Source organism: Flectobacillus major DSM 103 (assembly GCF_000427405.1).
Lineage (GTDB): Bacteria > Bacteroidota > Bacteroidia > Cytophagales > Spirosomataceae > Flectobacillus > Flectobacillus major.
In genome coordinates this window covers 4,692,940-4,705,894 of the sequence record NZ_KE386491.1, presented here as the reverse complement: position 1 = coordinate 4,705,894, position 12,955 = coordinate 4,692,940, and the positions used below count along the sequence as shown (strand labels likewise).

Annotated in this window: 11 protein-coding genes; all 11 read right to left on the bottom strand. The window is 34.5% G+C overall.

The window, feature by feature from the left end; translation table 11 throughout:
- Window positions 1-77 precede the first annotated feature (77 nt).
- Window positions 78-929: a hypothetical protein gene (locus FLEMA_RS74060; RefSeq protein ID WP_044173546.1), complete on the bottom strand. Its 852-nt coding sequence runs from the start codon at window positions 927-929 to the stop codon at window positions 78-80.
- A 102-nt stretch (window positions 930-1,031) separates the two neighbouring features.
- The gene (locus FLEMA_RS74055) at window positions 1,032-4,244 is read right to left on the bottom strand and encodes a type I restriction endonuclease subunit R (RefSeq protein ID WP_044173544.1); all 3,213 of its coding nucleotides are present in this window, start codon (window positions 4,242-4,244) and stop codon (window positions 1,032-1,034) included.
- A gap of 2 nt (window positions 4,245-4,246) precedes the next feature.
- Window positions 4,247-5,230: a nucleotidyl transferase AbiEii/AbiGii toxin family protein gene (locus FLEMA_RS74050; protein WP_044173541.1), complete on the bottom strand. Its 984-nt coding sequence runs from the start codon at window positions 5,228-5,230 to the stop codon at window positions 4,247-4,249.
- A complete protein-coding gene (locus FLEMA_RS74045; RefSeq protein WP_044173539.1) occupies window positions 5,227-5,955 on the bottom strand; it encodes a DUF6088 family protein in 729 nt (242 codons plus the stop codon). Before FLEMA_RS74045 ends, FLEMA_RS74050 begins: the two co-directional genes overlap by 4 nt.
- A 76-nt stretch (window positions 5,956-6,031) precedes the next feature.
- Complete coding sequence (locus FLEMA_RS0153620; RefSeq protein ID WP_044173537.1) at window positions 6,032-6,613, bottom strand: TIR domain-containing protein; 582 nt, start codon at window positions 6,611-6,613, stop codon at window positions 6,032-6,034.
- 1 nt (window position 6,614) lies between these two features.
- A complete protein-coding gene (locus FLEMA_RS74040; protein WP_044173535.1) occupies window positions 6,615-7,307 on the bottom strand; it encodes a TIR domain-containing protein in 693 nt (230 codons plus the stop codon).
- Window positions 7,307-7,882, bottom strand: a complete 576-nt coding sequence (locus tag FLEMA_RS74035) for a TIR domain-containing protein (RefSeq protein WP_044173533.1) — start codon at window positions 7,880-7,882, stop codon at window positions 7,307-7,309. Before FLEMA_RS74035 ends, FLEMA_RS74040 begins: the two co-directional genes overlap by 1 nt.
- A gap of 4 nt (window positions 7,883-7,886) precedes the next feature.
- The gene (thcA, locus tag FLEMA_RS74030; RefSeq protein ID WP_044173529.1) at window positions 7,887-8,546 is read right to left on the bottom strand and encodes a Thoeris type III anti-phage system protein ThcA; all 660 of its coding nucleotides are present in this window, start codon (window positions 8,544-8,546) and stop codon (window positions 7,887-7,889) included.
- A gap of 8 nt (window positions 8,547-8,554) precedes the next feature.
- Window positions 8,555-9,715 (bottom strand): Thoeris type III anti-phage system protein ThcB4, encoded by a 1,161-nt coding sequence (gene thcB4 / locus FLEMA_RS74025; protein WP_044173526.1) that lies wholly within the window; start codon window positions 9,713-9,715, stop codon window positions 8,555-8,557.
- A gap of 178 nt (window positions 9,716-9,893) precedes the next feature.
- Window positions 9,894-11,093, bottom strand: a complete 1,200-nt coding sequence (locus FLEMA_RS76995; RefSeq protein WP_044173524.1) for a restriction endonuclease subunit S — start codon at window positions 11,091-11,093, stop codon at window positions 9,894-9,896.
- Window positions 11,083-12,639 carry a type I restriction-modification system subunit M gene (locus tag FLEMA_RS74015; RefSeq protein ID WP_044173522.1) on the bottom strand — a complete coding sequence of 519 codons (1,557 nt, stop codon included), beginning with the start codon at window positions 12,637-12,639 and terminating at the stop codon, window positions 11,083-11,085. Before FLEMA_RS74015 ends, FLEMA_RS76995 begins: the two co-directional genes overlap by 11 nt.
- Window positions 12,640-12,955: the final 316 nt, after the last annotated feature.

Sequence of the window (12,955 nt, the reverse complement as noted above, 5' to 3'; positions counted from 1 at the left end):
AATACCAGAAATATTTCTATTTTTATGAAATTGAGCATTATAGATTAGAATTGAGCTTATTGGAGAGTTAATAAGCCTTAAGAGTGGTAAATATTTCTTTTTCTTTTTTTCTTCTCCTCTTTACTTGGACTCTCAAATGGTGGAATTGCTTCTACATGGTTGTTACCAAGGGTCTTAATCAGTCTTGAAAAAAGATTTTGACTTGTTAGGTTAGGTGGGTTTTTCCTACATAGAATACTTTTAAAACTGTTGCTTAATTTTTCGTCAGTAAACCCTAGTAGTGAGTGATAATGATCTTTATCCCAATGTGAAATTATCAGTATAGGTTTACTTTTAGAATATTCTTCAGTTCTAGTGTTAATGAGATTTCGGACTTCTTGTTTATCTGCGTTGGTTGATGTACCAATGTCAAAAACAATCTCTACATTGTTATTTGTCCAAATTTCATTCCAATTACCTTGCTTCACATTTCGTACTACTAATTTACTTTTATTCAGAGAAGGGAACGGCACTTTCTTTAATAAGGAAGATCTTATAAAGTCATTGTCAAGGTTAACCATTTCAGGTTTATCATTCGTTAATGAATCTCCAAAGAACTGGTTTGTAATACCTTGTAGGTCTATAGAATAGCTTATTAAGAATGAGTCACTCATTAAATTATTACTTGAGAACTGTGACTTAAGGAACTCAACCTGTAGTTGTTTAAATGGATAAACAGTATTTTCAGTGAGGGTTTTGCCATTATAATTTCTAAATAGAATCATTGTTCCTTTTGATTCATAAATTTCTATTTCGGTGAGGGTGATAAAGTCCGCCAATTCATCACTGTTAAGAAAATCAAAAATTACATATTTATCCTTTTTATTAAACTCTTCTATGATTATTAGAACATCATTAGGGTACTTAGATTTGTATTGCCAAATATCCATTTCAAAATGGTTTTCTTTTAACTGTAATTTAGTTAATGTGAATATTCAGAATTAAAGAGGAGAAGCTATACCGTTGAAGGAGTTAAATTAACCTCTTTAACCTTACCCACGATTCTTCTTGAAATTCTCGGCTTGTTCGAAAATTTCAATATATACTTCATCTCTTTCAACTGGTGGATAACCAAATTCGTCTAATAGTAGTATTAAATCAACTTTTAGAGCCGATTTAATGTCGTCACGTTTGTTCCAATCTGGAAATTTAGCTTGACTATCAACAATGCTTTTAACCGCCTGTGATAAGGCTACTAATTGGTCGTCAGGATAATTGAATTCATATTTTCTACAGAGTTCCTTTAGAATATCATAAAAAGCTTTTTCCTCAAAATCAATTCCAAACTCATCCCCAGCTCTGAATTCATTACGAACCTCCCAAATCAGATTTGTTAATGCTTCCGCCATTTCTTCATATACTTCACTTCTGAAGATGTCATTAGCATCACGGTTATTGTACCGTTCTACAATTGCCTGCATTTTTTTAGTAAAATCAATCCCTCTAACACGGTTTACTTTCCTCATTTCTCCAATAGCTTTTGCTAATAGCTGTTGAAGTAGTTTAATTTTAGTATTGGGGAGCTTAATTTTATCAATTTTGGCTAGATAATCTTCATCAAAAATATCTTGTTCTTTTTCGTTTCCTTCCCCTAGTTTAAATATTTCTTCCACACCATCACTCTGAAGAGCATCTTTAATCATCTCTCTAACTTTTGCATTCATTTGCTCAGTATCTGGAGCATCTCCTCTGGTTAGTTTGAACAGAATAGAGCGTACAGCCAAGTAAAAATGAGTATAGTCTCTTTCTGCTTGACTTAGTTTCTCACTGCCCGAGCATAAATCATAAGCTGCTTTTAGTCGTTTTACTAAGCCTACAAATCTAGTTTCTAATTCTTTAGTTTGTTGGATAAACTCCACTGCATAGTTTAGGTTATTTAGTTGCTCTAGGGTTGTTCCCGTAAAGTACTTAGTGTTATCAAACTTGTGCATTAGTCTGGCCAACAAATCCAAATGGTTTCTCACAACAACTAATGACTGCTCTAAGTCCTCAAAGTTTTCTCCATCGCCATTGTTATATTTGGCAAGTGCTAGATTCATTTGCTTTTTAATACCAATGTAGTCTACTACCAAACCTTTGTGTTTACCTTCAAATTTTCGATTAACTCTTGAAATAGTCTGAATTAAATTATGCTGCTGAATTGGTTTATCGATGTATATACTGTCCAAGAATGGTACGTCAAAACCAGTCAACCACATGTCTACTACGATTGCTATCTTGAAATTGGATTTCGGGTTTTTGAATTGACGGTCAAACTCTTTTCTGTCGTCTTTTGTACCCAGTAATTTCCAGAGACTTTCTTCGTCATCTTGATTTCTAGTCATAACCAGTTTGATACGTTCTATTGGCTTGAGCTCTCTTCTATCTTTTTCACTTAATTCTGCTCCTTCCTCTGCTTCCCGAATTTCTGCCCATTCTGGACGAAGCGCTATGATATTTTTGTAAAGTTCATAAGCTATCTCACGTCCACTACTGACAAATAGAGCTTTGCCTTTCACAGTAGCACCTTCTGCTATTCTACTTTCGTAATGATTTACGAAGTCATTAGCAACTTCACGAAGTCGGTCAGGATCACCTAGTATGATTGATAATTTCGTGGTTTCTTGCTTACTCTTATCTATCTGATATTCGTTTGCTCCTTGTTCGGCAACTTCCGAATAGTATTGTTCGATTTTCTCTAGTTCGCCATTCTTTAGTGCTACTTTGGCAGCTCTACCTTCATATACAATTCTTACCGTGATTTCATCCTTTACAGATTCTGTCATGGTATAGGTGTCTACTATTTTACCGAAAACATCTAGTGTTGCATCTATTGGCGTTCCTGTAAACCCTACAAATGTTGCATTGGGAAATGAATCATGGAGGTATTTGGCAAATCCGAAGGTTTTGGTTACCCCTTCTTTGGTTACTCTGACTTTTTGATCAAGATTTGTTTGACTACGATGTGCCTCGTCCGAAATACAAATGATGTTAGTTCTTTCCGATAACAGTTCTGTGTCTTCTGTAAACTTGTGAATTGTAGTTAAAAACACCCCACCACTTTGTCTACCTTGGAGTTTGGCTCTGAGGTCTGCACGGCTTTCTACACTTTCAATGTTGCTGTCACCGATGAATGTTTTGGCATTAATAAACTGTGATGAAAGTTGGTCATCCAAATCCGTACGGTCGGTAATTAATACAATTGTGGGACTTAAAAAGTACTCACTCTTCATCAATAACCTTGTCAGATATAACATTGTATAGCTTTTTCCACAACCTGTTGCACCGAAGTATGTACCCCCTTTTCCATTTCCTTCTGGCTTTTGAGCATTTTTGATATTGTTGAATAGTGCTCTTGCTGCATAGTATTGTGGATAACGACAAACAATCTTTTCGTTCTTCTTTGAGCTATCAGGGATATAAATAAAGTTGCGAAGAATATCACGCAGTCGGTTTTTATGAAACATTCCCTGAACTAGGGTAAACATACTGTCTATACCATCCACGTCTTTGGCTAACCCTGCGATTCTACGCCAGGCGTAAAAGAACTCGTACGGTGCAAATAAAGAACCTGCTTTGTTATTTACACCGTCGCTAATAACACAAAAAGCATTGTATTTTAATAGTTCTGGAATATCACGACGGTAACGCACCGTTAGTTGCTTATACGCATCATGTATCGTTGCTTCTTCTCGAATAGCACTTTTAAATTCGAATACTACTAATGGTATTCCATTGATGTATAGGATACCATCAGGAATACGCTTTTCTGTACCAATAATTTCTAATTGGTTGACAATCTTGTAGATATTGGCATCCTTCTGGTATGTTTCAACTGTGTCTGCTGCTAACATCAACAGTTGCTCTTCATTCGGTTGGCGTTGGGTATCTAATCCCGTGTAGTCAATGAGTTGGATATAAAGATCTTTTTCATTGCGGTCTTCTCTTCTGAGAATCAACCCATCTGAGAGAATTCTTAAAAATGATTTATTACTTTCGTATAGGTCTGAAGATGGTAGCGATTTGAGCTGTAGAACGATGGTGTTTATTTCATTGTGAGTAATACCCTCGTTTGCATATTTCTTCAGAAGAAAACTTCTTAGATCTTCTTCTATTAAAACGTCTTCTGGTTTGCGTGAGATACTAAGTCCCAGTTGGTGTGTAAAGCCCTCTTGTTCTAGTAATTCGATAAAGGCTTTTTCTAGTTGTGCTTCAGTGAATTTCATTTCTAGTTTTCAAGTGTTATTGACCAAGAAATTGGGTTTAGTCTTTCTTGAATCATTTTTAAGGTTTTTAGAACCGCGTCTCCTTGAGGTAAAGTCCCGAATACGAGATTTCTAAAGGCATTTGTGTAAATTGGTTGTAACTCCTTCCAAACTTCGTCTAGGTGCTTAAAAATCAGTGCTTCACTGGGATGATTTACCAACCATTGATTATTGTTTTTAAAACTAGCAATGTCGTCATTGGCTACTTTTAAAAGCATAGTTTCAAACTCGGATGAATTGAAAAAGTCTAGGAACTCTTTTTGTTGGAGTAATTGATGTAAATCGTAAGTATGTCTTATCTTTTTCTTTAAATCATCCAAAGGGTTTGAACTATACGAAAATCGAACTAAGCTCATGATTTTTTCGCATATCGTTCGGATGGGTTCCAAGACTTGTAAATTAAAAGGGAGTAAGTCATATTTTTCGGCAAGGTCAGCCTGACTATTATCCAACATCATTTGCCCTATGAATGAAACTATACTTTTTTTGGTGTATGGTTCATAATAGCCTAACCATGTTGCTTCTACGATAATGGCATCTCTTACTTGGCCGTAGTCTCCGCTAAATTCTTTGGTGTAGGAGTGCGCCGTTTTGCGATTCATTCCCATTTTTTGAGTAATTCCCTCTACTGCTATTTCGGGTAATACAGCTTCTACCTCCGAGCTTATGGCTTTTAACTTTGTTTTTAACCTACTATCCGTTTCGTCTGCTCTCCGTAATACTACTAAGTCTATATCTTCCGAAAAGCGCTCTATTACATTGTAGCATTTACTTAATGCTGTTCCTCCTTTAAATACTGTGTCTTCACCTATAGCACTATTAAAAATGGTAAACAATGCGTAAGTTACCCAATAGTCCTTTTCTATATATTCGGGTTTGAGGTTCACTTGCTGTGCCGTAAACAGAATAGCGTCTTTAAATAATGCTTTATTTTCGTGTAGTTTCATTCAATATACCAATTAGATTTTGTAGGTAAATCCATTTCATTAAGACCCAACTTGATGATAGATAAAGGGTTTAAGCTTTCTTTTAACTGTTCGATGGCTGCTCCGTTATAGCCGTTGTAGGTTAAAACCGCACCTACCAATGCCCTTACTCTGGGTGGGTAGAGTAACGCATATCGAATTAGTGAGTCTGTTTGTTGCTCGTCTAGCTCTTTAAGAATGGCGCTTAGCCTATTTACAGCTTGAGCTACCGAACAATCAGGAATTTGTTTGATGTCTTTGAAGGCATCTAATAAGCCTAAAATCTTATAGTTGGTACTGGTGACCTCAGCATAACTTTTGACGGCAGTGGCTTGTAATACTCCTCGATTGATCTTGATACTTTTGCCACGGCTGGCAATCTTGATACGGAACGCCATTTGCGTAGTTAACCCTAAGCGCTTGTAAAGCGATGTACCTGTTTCATAGGCTACTCGTTTGCCATTTTCAAAAAGATAGGGGCGTAATAGTTCTTCATAGTCGGGCTGTAGCTCTCCGAATATTGTTCGTTTAGGTTTATAGAATAAACCCTTTGATACTTTTTTGATTAGACCCTCTTTTTGGAGGCGCTCTAATGCTTTGGCGGCTGTGCTAAAGTTTTCTTTGACAATAGCCAAATCATTATAACCAAAGGTTTTACCTTCAGTTAATTGGTTGATTTGCTTGCGTATGGATGTTGTAAGTGCCATAACACAAAGTTAATAATAATAATCAAATGTCAAGTTTTTGGCGTCAAAAACTTGACATTTAGAAAGGCTAGATGAATTAAGATAACAGCCATTCCTTTAGCGGTACAACCTTAAGATTCCCATTTTCTAACGGTGTGAAAACATAGTAGCCTTTTGGTATGTATGTGCCACTAGAATATTTACCGTTACCATCTTCATATTGGATGAATGGGTAGATTTTTAAATATTCTGAACCATTAAAAGATTGATAAGTTCTGTTTATTGGTAATAAAGCTATATGTTCTATGTATTTTGCAGCATCTCCTAGTCCTAATTCCCAATTGCACCATTTGGAGTTTATAGCATTAGGAGTGGCCACTAGTATGAATTTATTAGCTATTTTGATTTTTTCCTTTAATCTTATTGCTGTTCTTGCATTTGTATAAGCAGGCATTTCATCATCCATCCAGTCAACGTAGATATCCACACCTTCAGCAATTAAAAATGAGATGACGTTTTGAAGAATAGTTAATTCATCGTGTTTATGGGAGAGAAAAATCATAGGTTTGGTACTATCTCTAGATAAACTTTCATTTAAAGTAACAAAATCATTTTTAGAAAAGGTTTGCCAACTAGAACGATAACTTGAGAGTTGTGTTTCTGTGATATTACTGCTCATACTATTTTACATTTTTGGTTAAACTATATAGTTCCTTATTATCTCTTAGTTCAATTGATTTGTCTAAATACTGATTAGGGTTACTCTTGAAATCAATCCATTTGACAGTTTGGATATAGCTATAGTCTCCGTGATATACCGTACTCCCATTAGAACATTGGCTGATACTCGGAGATTTTTGATTAAACATGTTATCTTTAAGTATTTGAAATAAAAATGGCGTGTTTAAGGAGCGACACTCACATACATTATCATAAGTGATATAATAGTCATAACTATTGTTTTCATCTGGAAGAACTACAGCTATAATACCATTTGATAGACTCGTACGCCCATTTCTTGTATATTCCTTTAAAGAGTAAGATATCTCCCATGGTATCCATTGATCTTTTTCTGTTTTAAGTGGATCTTTCATTCCTTTTGATACTAGTACAATTGTAATACTACTATCATATATTTTATCTCTAAGAGAAGATTCAATATAACCTTCGGAGAAATCCACTAAGCTTTGTCCATCATCTTCTCCTTTGTATATATTATCATCATCTTCTAAAATCTCAGTTAATAAATTAACGTAATGTCGAGCTTTAGTTTTGATTTTAGTTCTTTGTCCAAGCCAATTAACATCATAAATATTCAAGTCTTGCACAAGAGTATCACCATATTTATACGAAACAAAAACCTTTCTTCCCATTATTTTACCCAGTTAATAAAGTTAGTATAACCATTATCATCAACCCAATCATAAATTTCATAGTCTTCAGATAGTCGATAAATTTTGTTACGATATTTTCTTTCTACCTCTTTTACATTCCAACCTTCTAAATCAGGATATTTAATCCACTGACCATTTATGTAGTCATGTAGATTTAGCTTTTTCCCATCATCACTAAATGAGTATCCAAGAAAGTACAGGGGATTACTTCCTTTGGGTTTAGTTTTTTCATCCTTTCCTTTAATGGAGTTTATATGAACGCAAAATATATTACTTCCTCGTTGTAGGCTTTTCATAATTTCGTATGAGACCCATCTCCTGTTAAAAGTGTCTGTTCCAACAAGCACACAAGTGTTACTTGTATGATCTAATCCACTATTGATTAATCTTTTTAGAGCTAGATCATTTGTCTTTTTAGCGGTCTCCCAAATGGAGGAATCAAAAAATCCAGCAGCTTGTCTATCAGACTTAGTCAACCAATGATTGCGAACTACATTAGCTCTAAAATCTATGACATCTTGATAATGGAAACTAAAGAATACTCTTTTGGCCATAAGTTTATATTTTATCCATTAAAAATTTCTGAAACAACGACATATAACCATAATCTTTTAAAAACCTTTCATTTTTCAGCTCTTCAGGGAAAAGGTTATCGTAAACAATTTTGGTCGCAGCTCCTGTACTTGCAACTGGTATTATTACTGCCTCAGGATGATATTGACGAAACATTTTATACTCTACTTCAATACCATCCATTCCCCCAATGAAAACAGCAGCTGAAAAGTGATTGTCAGAGAATATTTTATGTCTCATGTGTTGGACACTTGAATGAATATCTCCTAAATTTCCTGTAAGAGCAATGTTTTGAAAATACTCATTTTCTGGAGGAAAGTCTTTTTCAAAAAAAAGTGATTGATAAAGAAGTACATGTTTCTGAATTTTACTTTTTAGCTCTGATTGAATTTTATCCTTTTCTTCATCAGTTAATGGCAAATCCCAATCATCACGCTCAAGCTTATTTATCAACATTAGTTCAATAACATAATAAATTAAAGGTGTTATAGACGGATGTCCTCCCCAAATAATTCTATGCTCAGTTAGAGCAATGCTTGCTAGTGCAATAACTGAATCTCTAATAGCGATAATATCAGCTGTTTCATAATATTTGGGGTGTCTGTCGGGTAGTGGAATACTAGCAGATAGAAATATATTCTTCATAATATTTGCTATTTTTTAAACCAAGAATTGAAATTTTGTTTTTTAATCGTTTTTATTTCTAATCTCTTATTAAGCCATTCTAGATGTTCTAGCCAATAATTACGAATAGATAAATCATCATATATTAAGTGAATAGACTCAATTTCATTTTGCTCAATCCTACTAATAAGCTTTTGTGAGTTATGACAATTTATCGACTGTGGAATACCGACTGTTGGTATGTAAACAATTCTTTTGCTATTATCTAATTGTTGGGTGATATATCTGCTAAACTGCAAGTTCAATTCGATATGATTGTTATGACCAGCTTGCATAAATTCAGTAATTAACGCATCCTGACGAGAAGCAAGGTTTCGTGCTCTTGCACCTTCAACGAGATTTATTACTTCTGTAACAACAGGCTTAATAAGTCTTCCTGTTGATATATCTGAAAATAGGGGTTTATCAAAATTGGAATTGGTTAGTTTCATAGAATGTGCTAACTGAGCGAATTTTTCAAAATCACAATCTGGCCACAAAAGATGGACTATTCCAATTCTTTTTAAATGTGCCTTTTCGAGCTCTTTGTTACACCACTCACTTTTTAAAAAGCCTTTAGTGTTTAGCATTAATATTACATCACAATCTGTCATTCGGTGCCATAGCTCTTCTTGAAATTCTTCTCCTTTGTCAACAGAATGAGTATCCAAAAAAACGTCGAAATTATTTGCTTCTAATGCTTCATACAGTTGAATAGCAATATTGCTTGACTCACTTCTTTTATATGAAATGAATATCTTTCTAGTTTTTCTTAATAACTCAAAGCCTTCAAGTATTAAATTGCAGATTTTAGAAATATTATTCGCAATAGGTAATCCATTTAGGTTAGTTACAATTGATGGCATTTCATTTGAAAAGTCATTCTCGAAAACTGGTAGAATAATATTACCATCAAGCTTTTGCTTTTCTATTATCTGTTCAGTAATAGTGTCAAGATTATTTTTATGCCCTGAGTAAATTACATAAGCGGGTTCGCCTCCTTTGTATTCAGCTATATTATCTTTAGTAATTACTTTAAGTAGACCTTGAATCAATTTTAACTCATCGAACTTTTTAGATAGTTCAAGCTCAAGTGCTTTGAAAAACTCTGTATTCTCGCCTAGAAGAATTAATTGATACTTACATTTCATAATTTATTCATGGTTGTGTTTATGTAGGTCAAATTCTTAATCTTTCATACAAAGTCAGGATAATAAGGACGTTGTACTTATAAAATGCTTAATTGTGAAAGTTAGCTCAAGAATTATAAGGCGTATCTTTTAAAGAATTCACAGTTCGTTAATTTATAGATTGTGCTCATAGCTAGTATCATTTTACCGTTGCCAATTTAGATAGTAATAAGTCTTTTAACTCCGTTAGTTTTTGGTTCTCTAAAGATTTTAAATCTTTGGCACTAAATATTTTTTGTATTAAACCTTCAAATCGTTCTAACAAACTAGTTTGAGGAATTATAATTTCAAACTCTTCAATTTCAGATTTTGTAATAGCTTCTCTTGTTGACCCTGATTGACTAATTCCTAATAAAATATTTTTGCTATCTGTAGAACAAAGGTTTAAAAGTAAATAGAATGAAATACTTAAATGACTGAAAGGTCTTATAATCATAACATGTTGGTTTACTCTTGCAGGTAAAATATTTTGAGGTACCATACAGCATCTGGCTACCGAAACACCTGTGATATTAAACAAAATGTCATTTTTTTCAACAGTTACATTCTTTAACTTGTTTGCTTGCTCGTCATTGATGAAAGCTAAGTCTTCTACTGAAAAATTGTAATCAAAAACGTTTGTACTTCTTATCAAAGAAATACCTGTCTCAAAATAACTTTCTTTGCCCCCTGTCGGGGTAGAGCCACTTCCGATTTTACTACAAATATTTTTAATTTTGTCAACTCTCCATCCCTCTGGCAAATTCTCCAAATCAACACCTTCTCCAAACCACTGTTTATAAACAGCCTGAGCGGTTTCTTCGAGTTTTTGGATAAGCTGTTGGTTGAGGGCGATACGGTTTTGGATAACGTTGTATTCTTTTACAATTTCTCGCTGTTTGTCTATGTGTGGGACAGGTAATTGCATATTTTCAAAATCTTCCCATTCTAAACTACCTCTTACACCACCAACTGCATGAAAGCATGCTTCACGGTCAAATTCGGAGCGAGTAAACCACATCATTAAATATTCAGGTAAAAGTTTTGTTTCGTCTTTTACTTCAAAAATTGGGTATGCTTGAGAGATAATGGCTTCGTCAACTTCCTGTAATAAAGCTACGGGCATTTTCTTGTCTCTTCGTACTTGCATCGTACTACAAGCAAATTGATTTTTGCGAATGATTTTATAGTTTTCCATGTCGGTTCCAATGATGTTAGCAACAGATGGAATAAACTGTTTTGAAATACTTAGTCCTAAAAGTTGTTGTACACGTAGACCTTTGTTTCGCTCATCAATAAGTTTAATATAGTCGCCAATACGTCCGTAATGAGATTTATCAATGTTTTGCTTATAATTCATATCCCAACCCTTTAAACACTGTTAATAAATCATTTTTGGAGGCATTTTCAGCCTTTAATAATTCTGTAAACTCTGTTTGAAGTGTGCGCATTTTCTCGTCAAAGTCAATGTTTTCATCACGGTTTACAAACTCAATATATTTACTAGGGACAAGTGAAAAATCTTTTTTAGTTATTTCATCCAAAGAAGCAGCATAACAAAACTCTGGAATATTTTCTATCTCCTGCGTTTGCCATTGATGATAAGTTCCAGTTATTTTTTTGATATCCTCTTCCGAAAATTGGATATATTTCTTTTCAAAAGGTTCTCCCATCTGTCTCAAATCCATAAAGAGAATTTCATCTTCTCTATTACGGTAATTTCGAGTTTGATCACCCACTTGCTTGCTATGAGCCTTTTTGTTTTTGTTTACTATCCAAAGTGTTACGCTGATATTAGTTGTATAAAACATATCTTGTGGTAAAACTAAGATGGCTTCAATCAACTTATTCTCAATCAATTTTCTACGGATTTTATATTCTTCTCCACCGCCACTCAAAGCACCATTAGCCAAAATAAAGCCTGCTACGCCGTTGTCGCTGAGTTTACTTACCATGTTCAGAATCCAACCGTAATTGGCATTACTTTTGGGTGGTACATCATAACCTAACCAACGAGAGTCGTCAGTCAGCTCGTTATCGGCACGCCAGTCCTTTTGGTTAAAAGGAGGGTTTGCCATAATAAAATCGGCTTTAAGGTCTTTGTGTTGGTCGTCCAGAAAAGTGTTGGCAGCTTTCTCACCAAGATTACCACTAATACCTCTAATAGCAAGGTTCATTTTTGCCAGTTTGTAGGTAGTATTAGTATATTCCTGTCCGTAGATAGAAATCTCCTTCTTGTTACCATGATGTGCTTCAATAAACTTGATACTTTGTACAAACATACCACCAGAACCACAAGCAGGGTCATAGATAATGCCTTTATAAGGCTCTATCATTTCGGCAATCAAGTTTACAATACTTTTAGGTGTATAGAATTCGCCTTTCCCTTTGCCTTCTGCCAAAGCAAATTTTGAAAGGAAATATTCATAAACTTTACCTACCACATCTTGTTTTGGATCTTTGGTAGTATCAATATCGTTGATAGTATCTAGTAAGGAAGATAGTTTGGTAACATCTAAGCCCAAACGAGAGAAGTAATTATCGGGTAAAGCACCTTTAAGTGCCTTGTTATTTTTTTCGATTGTATGCAATGCCGTATCAATCAACAAAGCAATATCATTCTGTTTTGACTTTTGAATAAGGTAGCTCCAACGGCTAGTTTCCTCCAAAAAGAATACGTTATCTTTGGAATAGAACGCTTCCATTTCGAGGTATTTTTCTTTGCCTTCAGCAATCATTTTAGCTCGATGTTGCTCAAACTTATCGCTAGCAAATTTCAAAAAGATGAGACTTAGTACTACGTGTTTGTATTCTGCGGGTTCTACACTACCTCTGAGCTTATTAGCGGCATCCCAAAGGGTTACTTCAATTGCCTTTTCCTTTACTTCTTTGTTTTGTTTCGCCATTTTATGGTGTGGGTAATTATAACTTATCTAATAGATTTTAAAAACCAGCTTACTAGAATAGAGAGTCATAGACAAAAATGGATGGAGAATAGAAGCAATAAGCAGGCTTGTGGATAGGCAATTTCAAATTGAGCTATGGTAAAATGTAAAAGGTATAGTTCCAAGGTTCTACTTGATTGCTGTGACCACAGTAGCTAGAAGTCTAATCGCATATCCAAAAATGTTTACTTATCTCCAGATATATTTTTGGAGGAGAAAACCTCTTGTTTTTACGAGCAAGTTGAGAAATACGAAGATACTTAAATCCATCAAAATA